The organism is Nocardia sp. CA-107356 (assembly GCF_050946365.1).
Classification (GTDB): domain Bacteria; phylum Actinomycetota; class Actinomycetes; order Mycobacteriales; family Mycobacteriaceae; genus Nocardia.
Genome location: NZ_CP191992.1, coordinates 5,705,468 through 5,722,162 on the forward strand (window position 1 = coordinate 5,705,468; position 16,695 = coordinate 5,722,162).

The 16,695-nt window shown below is 64.3% G+C and carries 7 protein-coding genes and 2 pseudogenes; 5 read left to right on the top strand and 4 right to left on the bottom strand.

Translation table 11 applies throughout. The annotated features are described in order from the left end of the window. Positions 1–228: 228 nt before the first annotated feature. The 4 genes and pseudogenes from ACQP1G_RS25795 to ACQP1G_RS25810 form a co-directional block, all read right to left on the bottom strand. Positions 229–1,323: an IS110 family transposase gene (locus ACQP1G_RS25795; protein WP_433208813.1), complete on the bottom strand. Its 1,095-nt coding sequence runs from the start codon at positions 1,321–1,323 to the stop codon at positions 229–231. A gap of 111 nt (positions 1,324–1,434) precedes the next feature. Beyond that, positions 1,435–2,373 carry an IS5 family transposase gene (locus ACQP1G_RS25800; RefSeq protein WP_433192154.1) on the bottom strand — a complete coding sequence of 313 codons (939 nt, stop codon included), beginning with the start codon at positions 2,371–2,373 and terminating at the stop codon, positions 1,435–1,437. Between the two features lie 240 nt (positions 2,374–2,613). Continuing rightward, a pseudogene (locus ACQP1G_RS25805) lies at positions 2,614–3,042 on the bottom strand (transposase); the annotation flags it as partial. 64 nt (positions 3,043–3,106) lie between these two features. Further along, positions 3,107–3,544, bottom strand: a pseudogene (locus tag ACQP1G_RS25810) (helix-turn-helix domain-containing protein); the annotation flags it as partial. A gap of 1,392 nt (positions 3,545–4,936) precedes the next feature. Between ACQP1G_RS25810 and ACQP1G_RS25815 the strand changes: the two are divergent. From ACQP1G_RS25815 to ACQP1G_RS25835, 5 genes are all read left to right on the top strand, one after another. After that, a complete protein-coding gene (locus ACQP1G_RS25815; protein WP_433192155.1) occupies positions 4,937–5,320 on the top strand; it encodes a group I truncated hemoglobin in 384 nt (127 codons plus the stop codon). 680 nt (positions 5,321–6,000) lie between these two features. Next, a complete protein-coding gene (locus ACQP1G_RS25820; protein ID WP_433192156.1) occupies positions 6,001–7,107 on the top strand; it encodes an enoyl-CoA hydratase/isomerase family protein in 1,107 nt (368 codons plus the stop codon). A 259-nt stretch (positions 7,108–7,366) separates the two neighbouring features. After that, on the top strand, positions 7,367–8,554 hold the full coding sequence (locus ACQP1G_RS25825) for a LysR family transcriptional regulator (protein ID WP_433192157.1): 1,188 nt from the start codon (positions 7,367–7,369) through the stop codon (positions 8,552–8,554). A 194-nt stretch (positions 8,555–8,748) separates the two neighbouring features. Then, positions 8,749–14,841, top strand: a complete 6,093-nt coding sequence (locus ACQP1G_RS25830; protein WP_433192158.1) for an acyltransferase domain-containing protein — start codon at positions 8,749–8,751, stop codon at positions 14,839–14,841. Beyond that, complete coding sequence (locus ACQP1G_RS25835; RefSeq protein ID WP_433192159.1) at positions 14,838–16,688, top strand: non-ribosomal peptide synthetase; 1,851 nt, start codon at positions 14,838–14,840, stop codon at positions 16,686–16,688. Before ACQP1G_RS25830 ends, ACQP1G_RS25835 begins: the two co-directional genes overlap by 4 nt. Positions 16,689–16,695: the final 7 nt, after the last annotated feature.

The following is a 16,695-nucleotide window of genomic DNA, read 5'->3' on the forward strand; positions in this document are numbered from 1 at the left end:
CTCGGCCGGCGGGGTGACTTGAGTTATGACTGGCCAAGGCGTCTTGAGTTTGATCTGTCGAGCATCATCCGGGGCGGTGCTTGCTGCCGCCGGACCAGGCTGGCTTTGTCCTGATAAAGGCCTTGCAGAACTAGGTTGTGTCTCCCAATGATTTGAGAAATTCGACCACCAGGGCCAGGACAAATCCGGCACGGTAGGTGGTCGCGAGCTTGATGCCCCTATGGATTGTCAAGCCGCTGTGGGGAGAGGCGTGGTGTTCGGGCTGCTGGGCGTGGTGATGATCTGGTAGATCTCTCGTGCGACGTAGCGTTTGAGGCATCGGATGGCTTCGCGGCGGGTTTTGCCTTCGGATTGTCTGCGGGCGACGTAGTCGCGGGTGCGGGTATTCCAGCGCAGACGCGCGATGACGATGGTGTAGAGAGCAGAGTTGGCGCGCCGGTCGCCGCCTCGATTGAGCCTGCGGCGCCTGGCTTTTCCCGAGGATGCCTCGATGGGGCTGACACCGCACAGGGCAGCGAAGGATGCTTCGCTGCGGAGGCGTTCGGGGTTGTCGCCGGCGGTGATGAGCAGGGCGGCGGCGGTGTCGGGGCCGACCCCGTAGCAGTCCAGGAGTGTCGGGCAGGATGCGGCGATGGTGGCAGTGATCTGGGTGTTGAGGTCGTCGATCTCTTCGGTCAGGACCTGGATGCGCCGAGCTAGTGACCGCAGTGTGTAGACGGCGGTCGTCTCCGCGGTCGTCGGGGCTGCGCGATCGAGGTCGGCGCAACGCCGGATCAGCCGGGGGTTGCTCAACCCGGTCAGTGACTCACGCAATGCCGGATCGGCACGCACCACAACAGCTTTGAGCTGGTTGATGGCCTGGGAGCGGGACTTGGTCGCCGATTCCTTGGTCATCTTGAGCATGCGCACCATCTCCACGGGTCCATCGCCGGTCTTGGCGACGGCGGTCACGCGGCCCGACAGCACGGCCCTGGCGGCGGCCTCGGCGTCGATGGCGTCGGTCTTTCCGCGGCGGCGCCGATTCCCTTTGTCGGGCTGGTTGACCTCCAAGACACACACGCCGGCTTCTCGCAGATAGCGGGTCAGTGCAGTGCCGTAGGAGCTGGTGCCCTCCACTCCGGCACGACGCAGGGTGCCGAAACCCTTCGCCCAGGTCAGTAGCTGCCGATATCCTGCTGTTGTTGTGGGGAAACTGTTGTGCCCCAGTGCGTTTCCCTGAATTCCGATGACGAAGGCGACGTGGGCGTCTTTGTGGGTATCGACCCCCAGGACCACGGTTTCGTCGCTGGGGTCGATCTGGCCGGAGCGGTCGTCTTGCGGCATGCTGGGCACGGGTCGGCTGTCTCCTCTGACGGATTCGGGACTGGGCTGGCCGACGCCAGGCCGGGCATGGACGGTCAGGACTGTGACGGCGCCTTTTTCGCGGCAAGGCCCCTATCGGGACACATCCAGCCCGGTCCGGCGACAGCAAGCACCGCCCCGGACAGTGGTCGACAGATCAAACTCAAGGCCCGATGGCCAGTCGTAACGCGGGTCAGACCACCGCCCGGGGCGGCACGCATTGATCCTCACAGTCGTAGCGCGTGGCCACCGCCCGCCACTGCTTGGCCCGGTTGAAGGCACGTTCGATGACATTGCGCCGCTTGTAGAGCTGCGCGTCGAAGCCCGGCCACCGGCTCGGCCCTTGCGTTTGCGGTTGTCGACCTGATCGCGGCGTTCGGGAATCACGGTCTGGATCCGTTTGCGGCGCAGCAGAGTTCGGTTCGACGCAGCGGAGTAGGCGCGGTCGGCGATCACGACGTCCGGGTTGCGCCGAGGCGGGCCGCCTTCCAGACGAGGCACCGCCACCGCATCCAACAACGGTGGCAACAACGGCGAATCGTTGGTCTGGCCGGGTGTAAGTAGCACTGCCAAACCTCGACCTGCACCGTCGGTGGCGAGGTGGATCTTGGTGGTCAACCCGCCGCGGGAGCGCCCGATCGCATGGTCGGCTGGTTCATAGCCCCGACACAGAGTCGGCGGCCGTGGGGCGTGCTGGTGGGCGCGCACGATCGTCGAGTCGATCGAGACGACCCAGTCCAGGTCGCCGGTGGTGTCGGCCAAAGCGAGCAGCGCGGTCAGCACCCGATCCCAGGTGCCGTCGGCGGCGTAGCGGCGGTGGCGTTTCCACACCGTCTGCCACGGCCCGAAGTGTTCGGGCAAGTCCCGCCAGGGCAGGCTGGTCCGCAACCGATACAGCATGCCTTCCACCACCAGGCGATTATTGGCGAAGTTACGGTCCACGTGCCCTTGCGATTTCGGCAGCGGCAACTCCAGCAGTTCCCACTGCTTGTCGGTCAGAACCTGGTATCGATCACCGATCGCGGTCGCCACGGCGAACATGATGCACGACCGGCCCCGACCATGGGGCCGCTCGATTCAGCTCATTGGGAGACAGAACCTATCACTTCGTGATGTAATGCTGTCTTCGCTGGTAATGGGCTTGTTTTTCCTTGTGTTGATGTCTTCATCGCCAAGCCGTTTTTCCCGGCCAACGGCGCCAGCAGCCCCCGCACATAGCCGCGCGCCCGCAACCGCGGCTCCGCCCGATGAAACCGGGGCTTCTCGCCGGAAGATTCGCCACCACGCTTCTTGCAGGTTGAGCCAACAACACGCCCCGACCGGGATGAACGCGTGTTTGATCCGGCGGTGGTCTTCGAGCCATTCGCGGGTGGATTTGCTGTTGTGGCTGGAGAGGTTGTCGGTGATCACGTAGATATCGCCGAGGGGATTGGCCTGTTCGACCAGCTCGAGGAAACGCTGATAGTTGATGCTGTTGCGGGACGACGCGGTGAGCGTGACGGCCTGGCCGTCGCGGACGCGGATCGAGCCGTACACCCAGACCCTGTCCGGGCCTCGCGAGTACTCCAGGGGCGCCTTGATCCGGTGTCCGTCGACCGACCACCCCGGTGCGGGGCCGAAGGTGCGGGGCGATACCGGACCCAGCTCGTCGGCGCAGACTACCGTGGCACCTTCGGGTGGCTGCGTGTAGAGACCGACGATATGGGTTCTTTTGGGACGAAGTACGGGTCTTTACTCGAATCCCTTCTGCCACAAGGATTCTGCGCACCTGACTACGACCCACGACAATGCCTTCGGCGCGCAGGGCCGCGGTCAGCGAATCCAGCGTCCAGCTCGACGGTGCCCCGTCCTGCTCGGCTTCCAAAGCGCCGTCGGATTGCCGCGTCAACCGCCCCGGTGGCGTGGTGGCGACCAAGGCCACGATACGACTGCGCTCTGTCTCGGTCAGGCGAGGTTTGCGCCCCGACCCCGGCCGATCGCCCAGCCCCTCCATGCCGTGAATGTTGAACCGGTGCAGGCGTTCTCGCACCGTCTGCGGATGACAACCCAACTCCTGCGCGATCACCGCGGTGGACTTCCCGTCCCAGCTCGCCGTGATCATCCGCGCCCGGCGAATCCAATCACCCGGAGCATGCCGAGCACCAGCGAGCTTACGAATCTTCCGCTCCTCCAACACATCCCGCGCAGGACGCGCGACCAGCACCTTCGGCAGAACTCACCCCATGACACCCGAATCAACAAGACCGACAAGAAGATACATGATCATTGAGGAACGCAGCACCAAGGCACAGTCACAGTCCTGACCGCCCATGGGCCCAGTCGGCGTCGGCCAGCTCAGCCCCGAACCGATTAGGAGAATATCCCTCCCCCACAACAGCTACAGCAGTCCACCCACCACGACGGCGTTTGAGCAACTCCGATCAACAAAGCTGCACGGACACCACCAAGAGTTCGACGTCCGCGACGTCGAACATCTCGCCAGCAGTTGTATCGAATTCGTCCCTGGTCATCTCAAATTCGGTGATCAACTTGGACGGTATCGGACTGTAATAGGACTGTCAGCAGTGATTCGCTGCGGAACCACCCGGCTCGGCGGCGCACAAGCAAGACGCCATGTTCATCTGGACCAGACGCAGCGACGGCTGGCGACGAACAGGTAGTTCGACAACCAAACCATCCGGGGATCCGTAATATTCGTCGTGCCCAACTCATTGATGGCCAACGCGCTTCTACCTGACGTGGCCGTTACGGCGTGGGCGGTGGCTGGTGCACCGCAGACGGTCGAGACGAACGCGAGCACCTGAATGATGGCCAGCAACCAAACGATCCGACGCCGAGCACGGGAGCCGCTCGCCCAACCCTGGGATCGACCCAGCATACCCCGCCCGCACCTCAAGCGCTGGAATCCCAGGCTGCGTTCAACGCCACCATCGGCCGACTGGACGGATTGCGGGGTATCAAAGACCACGCGATATCGAAGTCCCAACAGATGACGGCGCTTTCGACCAAGCAGTGAACGCCGTCCGACAGGGATCACTCCCTCGACGATGTAGCACCCGAGACGCAGGTTCAAAGCGTTAGCGGAATCCGACGGCAGATCGGAGTCCGCTGTCATGTAGCCGACGGTGTCACCCCGATTACCGAAGATCCGCACAGGCTCACCGTCACTCCCTGGTCGACTCTCTCATGGTGCCGACAGTCGCCACGCACCCTTGACCGCATCCAGAACCGACTCTTCCCCGTCCCCGGCTGGATAAATCGACATTAGGGCGATCCAAAGCATCCGCAATATGGCCCGAAAGTGGAGTCCTTCGACGCGGACGTTGCGGAGCCAACGCGAGAGATGGGACACTCACGGCGTGTTCGAGCATTGCCCTGTACTTCTCCGCAATTTCTCTGGTTTCACCCCATGAGTCCAAAGACTTACTGGTCCGGCAGCCCGGCGGGGCGCTCCCCTGGATTCTGACTTTAGTTTGCGGCCTCCATCTCGGTGGGCGACTTCGTCGAAATGCCGATAGGGGCGCGACTGATCGAACCATCCTCGTAATCGACGCGAGCCCATCAACATCGGTACGCCATCGAAGCAGGACGTTATATGAGTAGCACAATCACCAGCATCTACGACAAGATCGGCGGTCACGAGACGCTTGAAGTCATAGTCGAAGACTTCTACAGCCAGATTCTCGCCGACGCCGAACTGGTCAAGTTCTTCACCGGCACCAACATGTCGCGGCTAAAAGGCAAGCAGGTTGAGTTCTTCGCCGCAGCCCTCGGCGGCCCCACGCCTTACATCAGCGCCCCAATGAAACAAATCCACCAGGGCCGCGGCATCACCTTTCACCATTTCGTCCGAGCAGCAGTACACCTCGAAGCGGCGCTCTCTGGCACCGGCGGTCCTGCTGACATCGTCGAGGACAGTCTGGACACCATCGCCCCGCAAGCCATCGACATCGCTTCATCGCCTGCAATGGACCTCTAGCCGTGTAAGGCGATGCTGTGCCTTCCAGAACGTTTAAGCGGCGCTTCGAGTCGGTCCGGCGCGCGTGAAGTCAGGTTTTGCGGTCAGCAGCGGAATTCGATTGGGCATTCTGAGGTCTCAGCTCGAAGGCGGCGGGTTCGCGTGTGCCGACGGGTGCCGTGGTCGATTAGCTACTAATCGCGGACCGGCCGGTGGCACGGCGAGATGTCTGCGGCAGCGTGGAGGCTTGCCGCATCAGGCTTTCCGGTGGCCTTCGTCTTTTCTCACCTGTTCGGGTGGATGATGGAGTGGCAGGCCATGAGAGCCTGCCGCCACCAGAATTGTGCTGTGCAGTCGAACGCCTAGATTTGCAGCATTTCCGATGAAGTTCCGCGTTCACGGGGCTCCGACATTTCTTCGAATCCGCAACCTCAACCTTGATTAAGGAGAAGCACCCGGACAACACCACACGTCTTCGCAATCTCCAGTGCTGCAATAGACCACTAGCTGCGAATTCCACTTAAGGGCCATACTCCCTACCCGGCATCGTGTCTAGTTTCATTCCTGTCCACGATTTTCTCGGCACTCGGCCGCATTTGACGGCCGTGATGCACCTCGGCTATCGGCCACGCCACGCGACAACATCGAAGCCGAGTACCAGCAATGCGGCAAAGGTACTGGCCGCAGAAAGGCGGGGCCGAGTGAGCAACAGGCCTAGCGTCGTCATTGATAAGCGCGACGGGTTGGGGCTGATCTCGCTCAACCGACCCGAGGTGATCAACGCCGTAAATCATGCAATGTACTGCACTATTCTGGGAGCGTTGCAAGACTGGGCCAACGACACCTCCGTGCGTGCGGTAGTGCTCACCGGCGCTGGCACCCGCGGCCTGTGCGCTGGCGGTGACGTCGCCATCTTCCACGACGACGGGCTGAACGGCAGGACCGGCCCAGATTCTCTCAGCGGGAGGTTATTTCGTACCGCATACTCGCTAAGCGCCTGCATCGCCCGCTATCCGAAACCATATATCGCGATCATGGACGGTATCGTGCTCGGCGGCGGAGTCGGTCTTTCTGCGCACGGCAGCCACCGTATAGTCACTGAGCAGTCCTCCGTCGGTATGCCTGAAGTCAGCATCGGCTTTGCCCCAGACGTCGGCAGCACCTATCTTTTATCTCGCGCACCCGGTGAGATCGGAACCCACATGGCATTGACAGCGGGCCGGGTGAACGCAGCAGACGCCATCGCGGCCGGTTTTGCCGATTGCTACGTGCCATCCAGGCAGCTTCCATCTCTACTGAACGCACTCGCCACGTCTGAACCGGAGATCGCCATCGCAAGATACGCTGAGGAGGCCGCCCCATCCGAGATCGCGAGTCACCGGGAATGGATCGACTCCTGCTACCGTTCTGACACCGTGGAAGAAATCCTTGAGGCACTGTACAGCGCTCATTCACCTGCCGCCCGGCGATTGGCAGCCGAGATCGCCGCGAAATCACCTGTCGCACTGAAGGTCACCCTGCGCGCGTTACGTAGCGCGCGTAATTTTACAATTGAGGAGGCCCTGGACCAGGAATACCGTGTCTCAGTCGCCGCACTGGCCACTCATGATCTGGTAGAGGGTATCCGTGCTCAGGTTATTGACAAAGATCATACGCCGCAGTGGTGTCCGGTCGCTCTTACCGAGGTAACACCCGCACAAGTCGACGCCTACTTTGTCCCACTCGGCGAGAACGAACTCAAATTGTCGCCGAGTAAGGACAAGCCGATCCTGAACCGAACCGGACTCGAGGTTGCTATCGCTTCCTGATCATGAGCTGTTGGGTTCGACGTGCTCGCCACGGCGTGGCTTTGTCGTTGCCGATAGGCTCGCCCTCGACGATGAGCTCGCAGGCGGCCGATCGCACGGCTAATGAGAGGCCGCCACCATCCATATCGGCGTCGACGAGTATATCCACGTCGAAAGCTGACCGGCCCGTCCGCCGTGAATGCGACCGCTTGGTATTGGCGTCCTGTTGGCCCTGGCGAGGGGCTGGAAGGGACGATAGAGATCATGCCTGCCCGCCGCCGTGCGAGGCGGCCTGCGCCTGCGCCTGGCCATACACTGCGAATTTGCCACAGGAAGCGGATTGCGCTCTGCCGCAACAACATCCAGAATGATCAGCGAACGCAATGCCAGATATTTCACAACGGGCGCCAACCACGCGAACGCGTTCGACGGTAGACAACAGACCAACAGGACGCACGGCGTCCTAGACCCAGAGCTTATCGAAGTGATCCCAGGGGGTTTCATGGCCGATTGTCCGGATTTCAGCTTGGTTCAACTGCAATACTTCGTCCTCTCCGCTGAAATGGGCAACATATCCGACGCAGCCAAAGCTCTGCACGCGTCCCAGTCCGCGGTTTCCACCGGCGTTCAGCGACTGGAACGGAAGCTGGGGACACAACTCTTCTTCAGAAACCGCACCAAAGGCGTCAGTTTGACACCGAGCGGGCGCGTACTTCTGGCCGATGCGAGATCGCTTCTCGGTCAGGCAAGGCGACTACGCGACCGCGGCCGGGAATGGCAGGGCGGCATCCATGGCGAATTGGAGGCCGCCTCGCTCCATTCGATCGCCGCATGGATATTTCCTCCGGTGCTCAGCAAGCTGAAGCAGCGCCATCCGGAGCTGACCGTCATGATGCACGAGGGGACCGTCGATCGGGTATGCGAGCTACTCCGGTCCGGCGGTTGCGAACTCGCCCTGACCTCGCGACTGCCCGATCCGGACTTCACGTTCATCTCGCTGGCCCGGGTGCCCGTGGTGGCATTCGTCGCAGACGGCGATCCCTTGGCCGCGCATGGATTCGCGACCTTGCCGCGGCTCGCGACGCGTCCACTCCTTGTCGTCGACAGCCCCGCCGACGATGCCGCGGCGGCAGCGGAGCGCTCCGACTTCTTCACTCGGGCGGGCGCGCCGATACCAGAGGTGGTCCAGATGTCGAGCCTCAGCACCATGCTGGCAATGGTCGCGGCCGACGTGGGTTTCGCGCTTTTGAATCAGCCCTTGGCTCGAAATTACGCGCTGGACACGAGCATCCGGCCGGTCGAAATTATCGCAGATGCGCCGAATATCGCTGCCATCGGCGTCACGACGTTGTCGGACATGGTATCGAGCAGACGCGCGCACGAGTTCATCTCAGCTGTTTCGACAGTGCTGCCCACGGTATTTCAGACGGTCGATGATCAAGGAGACTACCGCGATGAGATCGTTTGAATTCTCGACGCTGCTCTGAATGTGGATTTTCCGATCGCGACGCGGGTTGCCGGGCTCGTATGCAATCCTGCATCACTTCAAGTGTTCAGCTGGATCGACAAAATGAATTTGAATTTACGCCGAACATTGACGAATAGTGTGGCAAGACGGTTCGGATATGGTCGACCGTCGCCGCGACCTGCCGAGGAGCAGACATGTCCGCTGACTCCAGCCCGCGAAGTATCGCAGCGATCCGGAGCTTTCTGCTCTCGTGGATGGCGGACTCACTCGGTGTCGCCTCCGACGCGGTCGACGAACACGCGCCCTTGCACCGCTACGGATTGGACTCGACCGGTTCGGCGGCCCTGGTGGCCGCAGTATCGGAGTTCCTGGGCCGGGCGGTCCCGATTCTGTCGGTGTGGGACCATCCGACGCTGGCGACGTTGTCGGAGTTCCTCGCCCGCGGGCCCCGAGGGCAGGACTTCCGTTCCGGAGCGACCGCGCGGACCTGCACGGCCCGGGCGGGCCAGCCCATGGAGCCCCTCGCGGTCGTCGGCATCGGCTGCAGACTGCCCGGCGCACCGGATCCCACAGCATTCTGGCGATTGCTCATCAACGAGCACGACGCCGTGCGCGCCGCGCCAGCGGCCCGCCGGGGAACAGTGCGCTGGGGTGGATTCCTCGACGACATCGACCTGTTCGATCCGTTGTTCTTCGGGATCTCACCACGTGAAGCGAAGGCCATGGACCCCCAGCAACGTCTGGTGCTGGAACTCGCCTGGGAGGCGCTGGAAGACGCGGGAATCGCACCCGGCGGGCTGACCGGCACCAACACCGGCGTCTATCTGGGGGCCAGTTGGAGCGACTATGCGGCCATGGCGCATCGACTCGGTGCGCACAGCCGGATCGGACCGCATACGGCCACTGGAACGCACAACAGCATCATCGCCAACCGCGTCTCGTATGCCCTCGGTCTGGAAGGACCGAGCATCACCATCGATACGGCCTGTTCATCCTCGCTCGTCGCGGTCCATCTCGCCTGTCAGGCGATCCGGCTGGGCGAAGCCGAGCTAGCGCTGGCAGGCGGGGTCGATCTCAACTTTTGCGCCGACCATGACCATGCCATGGACGAACTAGGGGCGCTGTCGCCGGACGGCCGATGCAAGACCTTCGATGCCCGTGCCGATGGCTACGTGCGTTCCGAGGGTGCGGCGATCGTCGCGCTCGCCCCGCTGCGTGTGGCCTTGGCCCGGGATTTGCCCGTGTACTGCCTCATCCGGGGTTCAGCGATCAACAACGACGGCGCGAGCAACGGGCTGACCGCCCCGAATCCGCGTGCCCAGGAAGCCGTCCTGCGCGCCGCCTACCGCAACGCCGGATTGTCGCCGGCACTGGTCGACTATGTCGAATGCCACGGCACCGGAACACCACTGGGCGATCCGATCGAGGCACGAGCCATCGGAAACGTCCTGGGCCAAGGTCGCGGTCCCGGGGAGGCGGTGCGGATCGGTTCCGTCAAAACGAATATCGGACATCTCGAGCCCGCCGCGGGTATCGCGGGCCTTGTCAAGGTTGCGCTCGCCTTGCGCAACGGCGTCCTGCCGGCCAGCCTCCACTACAGCCAGGCCAATCCGCAGATCGCGCTCGCAGAGGCAAATCTGGAAGTCCAAGACCGCACGACGGCGTGGGCGCGGCGCTCCGACGCGCGCCGCGCCGGTATCAGCGCCTTCGGTTTCGGCGGTACGAACTGTCACGTCGTCACCGAGGAACTCCCGCATCCGGAAGGTGCCCTGCTGCTGTTCGCCGAGGATTCCGCGGCAGCCCTCGCGCGGCGAGTCGATGCCGTGCGTGCCGCGCTGGAACCGGACCGTCGAGCCGAGTTGGCTCCCCTCGCGCGGGAGACGTTGCGCGTCTGTGGAACTGGACCGTTCCGATTCGCTGCGGCCGCGCGGGATCTCGCGGAGCTGCGCACCCAGCTCGATGCCTTCGCCGTCGGCCAGGACTGCCCGGGATCGAACACCAGTCACCACGTGCTCGGCCGGCCGCGCATCGCCTTCCTGTGCTCGGGCACCGGATCCCAGTGGCTGGGCATGGGCCGGCGCTTGCTCGCGGGTATGCCGAAGTTCCGCCGATCTTTGCTCCGTGGCGACGAGCGCATGCGCGCATTGCTGGGTTTTTCCGTGGTCGATCGGCTGATCACCCCGGGCGAGGAAGCTTGGCTCGACGACATGAGGGTGGTCCAGCCGCTGCTGTTCTGTGTGCAGATCGCCTTGGCCGACACGTGGCGCTCGGTGGGTGTCGAACCCGATGTCGTACTCGGTCACAGCATCGGTGAATTCGCCGCGGCCTACCTGTCGGGAGCGCTGGACTTCGACGATGCGTCCCTGCTGGCCGCGACGCACGCCGACCTCATCCAACGCGTGGCCGTCGGCCACGGAGACAGTATCGTCGTTGGCGCGGCCGCCGATGCCCTGGAGCCGTATCTAGGCACCGCCGGCGAACGAATTGGCCTGGCCGGCTACAACAGCCCCACCTCCACCCTGGTCTCCGGCGCCACCGTCGAACTTGACGAACTGCGGCAGCGACTCACCGCCGACGCCATCACGAACCACCGCGTCCGGATGGGGTACGCCGCACATTCGCCCATGGTCGACCCGGTTCTCGAGCCATTGCGCACCGCATTGGAGCGGATAATTCCGAGACGATCGCGTGTTCCGATGGTCTCCACGGTCACCGGGGAGCACCTCGCCGATTACGCACTCGGACCGGACTATTGGGTGCGCAACGTTGGACAGGCCAGCGACTTGGCGAGCGCCGTGCGGACGATGGCGGACCTCGAAGTCGATATCGTCATCGAACTGAGCCCGCACCCGATCGCGCTCGAGCCGGTCCGCGAGATCCTCTCGGGTGGGCGAATTCACAGCCTGGCCACGCTACAGCGAGGCGTCGACGATGGTTGGAGCCTGCGTTGCGCCCTCGGCCATCTGCATGCGGCCGGGTATCCGATACGGCAGAGCTCCTTTTTTTCCGGCTGCGACGGACGCCATGTGACCGCGCGCCGCAGCAGCGTATTCCCAGACGCCACAAACGAATACGAGCAGGGAGAGCCGCCGTATCTGATTCCGATCACGGCGCACTCCGAGAGCGCCCTGGCCGAAACCTGCCGGGAATTGTCCAATCACGTCGAGCGCGAGCCGAACCTCTGGGTGCCCGACCTCGCCTACACCCTCACGACCAGGCGCACTCCGAAGAGCCACCGGATCACACTGCTGGCGCGCGATCGTCGAGACATCCTCGCCGGACTCGCGCGCGCGACCGGCGGCGAAGCGCATCCTGACGTGTCACGAGGGGTGGCCCCGAGTGGGCACAGTAGGCGGGTCGTGTTCGTTTTCGCCGGAAGCGGTACACAGTGGCCAGGAATGGGCCGCGAGTTGCTGGACCGCAGCGCCGGATTTCGGGAACATCTGCGGGCCTGCGACGCGGCGGTACATGCCGTGGCCGGTTGGTCGGTGCTCGCAGAGCTGACAGCGCCGCCGGAACGATCGCGGCTGGACGAGGTCGCCATCCAGCAACCCGTATTGTTCGCGCTCCAACTCGCGTTGGCCCGGCTGTGGGGCGACCTCGGCGTGACGCCGGTGGCCGTGATCGGTCACAGCCTCGGAGAGGTGGCCGCCGCATGTGTAGCGGGCGCATTGTCGCTCGAGGACGCTGCCCGAGTTGTGGTCGCGCGCTCACACCTGTTGCAGCACAAAGCCGACACCGGGGCGATGATCGCTGTCGAACTGCCAGAGGATCGACTCGTACCGCACCTCGCGCGCTTCGGTGGACGGGTGGCGGTCGCGGCGCTCAACAGTCCGACCAGTGCCACGATCTCTGGCCCGGCCGAGGACATCCAGGCACTGGCCGCGGAGCTGCGGCGCGCCGGAACGACAGCTCGTCTGGTCAATACCGACCGCGCATTCCACAGCGCCGCAATGGATCCGCTGCTACCTGCGCTGCGCGCCGCCCTCACCGACATCAAAGCCCTTTCGTTCACTACGGCGTTCCACTCGACCGCGCTCGACGGCGCCGTGAACCCCCGCGTCGACGCCGACTACTGGGTGCACAATCTTCGCGACCAGGTGTGCTTCGCGCCCGCCGTCACCGCACTGCTCGGGCAAGGAGTCGACACATTCCTCGAGCTCGGCCCCCATGGCACCCTCCGCGGCAATATCGAGGAAACGGCTGTAGCCCAAGGACTTTCGGTCTACGTCGGGAACTCCCTGCAGCGCGGGCAGTCCGATGTCCACACACTGCTCCGCACCGCGGCCGCGCTGTTCGTCCACGGTGTGCCGCTGACGCTGGAGGCCCTCTTCCCGGACGGCGGCCAGGTGGTCGAGACACCGCTGGTGCGCTGGCAGAAGGATCGTTACTGGCTGGATACGCCCCCGCGCAGCGCCCCGTCGGAACACACCGAGAAGCCTTCCCCCAGCGACCACATACCCACGGACGCCGCCGCGGCGGCGGACATCCTGCGCACCGAGATCGCCGCCGTGCTCGGGGTATCAGTCGGCACACTGAACGCTGAAACCAGGCTGCGCGACCTTGGTTTGGACTCAATGCTCGCGATGCGACTGAGCAATCGGATGCAGGCAATCTCGGGGCGGCGGATCTCACCCGCGGAATTCCTCGACGACCGCACGTTCGCAGAGCTGCTCCGTCGGCTCCGCGACCGCATGGACCGGCCCGCCGGTTCGAGCGATGACGCTGTGCGAGCGGGCGATCCACTAGCGATACTGGACGAGCTGTCAGAAGCAGATGCCGAGGATCTGCTCAACGAACTCCTCGCGCGAGAGCTGATCGATCCCGACGACGACGCACCGTCTGCACTTGAGGAACTACGGACCGCGGCGGCCCAGACGCGATCCTTCCACTTGGCGCCCGCGTCCCACGGCCAGACCGGCATCTGGATCATGCAGCAGTTGGCGCTAGAGGGAGTGCCGTACAACTTCATGTTCACGGCCCGGGTCCCGGCCCGACTCGACGAGCAGCGGCTGTGCCACGCTATCCGCGCGGTGGTGCAACGACATCCGGCGCTGCGTACGGTCTTCGTCGAAGCAGCTGGACAGCCACTTCAGCTGATTCTCGACGAACCGCGGTTTGAGTTCCACTGGATCGACGCCCCGGGCATCGATGACGAGACCGTGCGCGACACGCTCGCCGAGTACGGGCACCGACCACTCGATCTCGACGGCGGGCCAATTCTCCGCATCGTGCTCTTGTCCAGCTCACCTCAGGACAACTACCTCCTGCTGGTGGTTCACCACATCGCCGCCGACGCGACATCGCTGGACGTCCTGGTGCACGACATCCAGAAGTGCTACGCGCAGTCTGAGCACGGGCCGTTGCCAGCGCAGCGCCCACTGGCCCCCTACACGCGTTTCGTCGAATGGGAGCGTCGCTGGCTCGCCGGACCCGAAGCCGAATCGGCGCTGCGATGGTGGACAAAGCATTTAGCCGATCCACCACCACATATCGAGCTGCCGCATCCGGCCGAGGTGTCGGGACCGAGACGCGCGGCTCGATCGATCGGAGTCACCTACGCGGGCGCGGACCTGACCTTTCGATGGTCCACCGAGGAGACCCGGTTGCTGACGACGTTCGCTGCGCGGGAGGGTTTTTCGATCAGCACGGTGACCCTCGCCGGCTTCTTCGCGACGCTGAACCGCATTACCGAGGTCGAGGACATGCTGATCGCCACGGCCGTCGCCCAGCGCGCCGAACCGGGCTTCGAAGCAGCGGTCGGTTACTACCTCAACACCGTGCTGATACGCGCGAAACCAGCCGGGCACCGTACCTTCCACGAGCTCCTGCGGGAGGTGCACGAATTCTCGCAGGGGATGTTGACCCACATGAATTATCCCCTCGACCTGCTTACGAACACGTTGCAGCCACCCCGGGTCGACGGTCGCCTGCCCTGGTTCGACTTCGCCGTCAATTGGCTCTCCAGCGACGCATTCGACCACACTGTCAAGCTTTTCCACGGCGTCGGCGAGCTCATCCACCCGCCCGGCGGGCTCCCGCTGGTCCCTATGCCGGTGCAGCGGCGATTCGCAAAATTCGATCTGGAGATCTCGATGGGTGACGTGGCCGGCGAGGTGGTCGGCCACGCCCAGTACAAGCCCAGTTTCCTGGAAAGGGAGACCGTGATGACATTGCTCGAGCACTACCGCACCGTGCTCTTCAGTGCGCTGCGCCGTCCCGATCTGGCACTCGCACATGCGGTGCCAGATCGGACCACCGCCGCCTCGACACGAGCTACGCGATGACCCTCCACAGCGCGTTCCTGCGGAGCGCGCACGACTTTCCCGACGCACCGGCGATCTGGTTCGAGACGGGTGCGCTGACCTATGCAGAGCTGGAGCAGCGGTCGGGAGAACTGGCCGACCGGCTGGCAGCCGAGGGCGCGGGCCCGGGTGTACCCGTCGGACTTTGCGTCGAGCGAACGCCGGACATGATTATCGGCCTGCTCGCCATCCTGCGCGCGGGCGCCTGCTTCCTGCCTTTGGATCCCGAGTATCCCGCGGACCGGTTGCGGTTCATGGTGCGAGACAGCGGAGCTCATCTCCTGCTGACCACACCGGCAGTCCGCGAACGATGCCCGCAGGGCCCGACCTTGCTGATCGTCGGCGACACCATCGAGACCGAACCCGGGCAGCGCCCAGGTGCCTCCGTCGTGCATGACGCAGCCTATGTGGTCTACACGTCCGGCTCGACGGGGCAGCCGAAAGGCGTTGTTATCCGCCATCACAGTTGTGCCGCAATGCTCTCGGACCTAGATCGTATCTTCGCCAGGTGCGACCTGAGCGGTGTCGCGGCCGTGACTTCGATCTGCTTCGACCTGTCGGTCATGGAGATATTCTCCGCACTGGCCCGGGGGCGGTCGGTGATCCTGGTGGACAGCGCGCTACACCTCGCCGCGAGCCCACACCTGCACCGAGTGACACACCTCAACACCGTTCCCTCGATCATGTCGAGCCTGCTCGACGGCGGCGCGCTGCCGCCCAACCTGCGGACCGTGGTGCTCGGTGGCGAGACGGTCCGCCACCGCTTGGTCGACCGCGTCTATCGAGAGACCACCGCAGACCGCGTGTTCAACGGTTACGGCCCCACCGAGGGCACGGTGTTCTGCAGCTTCAAGCTCGTCCCGCCGGACGCGGCGGGCGATCCCTCGATCGGTACACCCTCTATCACCGCCCGGATCTACGTGCTCGACCGAAGCCTTCGGTCCGTGCCAGCCGGACAACCCGGCGAACTCTACCTCGGCGGAGCGGGGTTAGCGCTGGGCTATATCAATCGTCCTCGCACGACCGCAGAGCGGTTCGTCCCGGATCCGCACCTGGTCGGCGAGCGGATGTACCGCACCGGCGACATCGTGCGGCGCACCGCCGACGGCGAACTCGAGTTCGCGGGACGGGCCGACCACCAGGTCAAGGTCCGTGGCTTTCGCATCGAACTGGAGGAGGTGCAGACGCGGCTGTCCGAGTGCCCCGAGGTACGCGAGGCGGCAGCGGTCGTGCGCCCGGTCGCCGGGAACAGTGACAGCGGCGCGTTGATCGCCTATGCGGTGCCGGAGCTCGAATCCGCCCAAGCCACGAGCGACAACCAGCCTTGGCTCGATCCACAACTGCAGTCCGCGATCAGAGCCCGGTTGAGCGCTGCCCTACCAGAGCACATGATCCCCGGGGCGATCGTGTTCCTGAGCGAATTGCCGACCGCGCCCAACGGCAAACTCGACCGGGCGACACTGCCAGATCCGCCGGTGCCCGAGACCACCGAATCTTTCGAATCTCCTGGTACACCAACCGAAGTGGCACTCCGGGAGATCTGGGGCACGCTGCTCGATCGCGAGCCGGACACGATCAGCGTCCGCGCCGCATTCTACGATCTCGGCGGAAATTCGCTGCTCCTGGTTCGGCTGGCGAGAACGTTGAACCGCCAGTTCGGCAGGCGGGTCAGCGCCGCCGATCTGTTCCGGTTCCGCACGATCGCGACGCTGGGTCGATGGCTCGACGACGACAGCGATGCGGCGCCGGAGGCAGTGCAGCAGGCGCGCCGACGGGCCGGCGCACGGCGGGCGGCACTACGCGAGCGCGGGCGCTCCCCCGGCGCCTGAGCCCGCG

What these genes read in the sequence shown, in the direction of transcription:
- ACQP1G_RS25795 (WP_433208813.1), bottom strand. Translation starts at nt 1,323, where the DNA reads ATGCCGCAAGACGACCGCTCCGGCCAGATCGACCCCAGCGACGAAACC.
- ACQP1G_RS25815 (WP_433192155.1), top strand. Translation starts at nt 4,937, where the DNA reads ATGAGTAGCACAATCACCAGCATCTACGACAAGATCGGCGGTCACGAG.
- ACQP1G_RS25835 (WP_433192159.1), top strand. Translation starts at nt 14,838, where the DNA reads ATGACCCTCCACAGCGCGTTCCTGCGGAGCGCGCACGACTTTCCCGAC.
- ACQP1G_RS25830 (WP_433192158.1), top strand. Translation starts at nt 8,749, where the DNA reads ATGTCCGCTGACTCCAGCCCGCGAAGTATCGCAGCGATCCGGAGCTTT.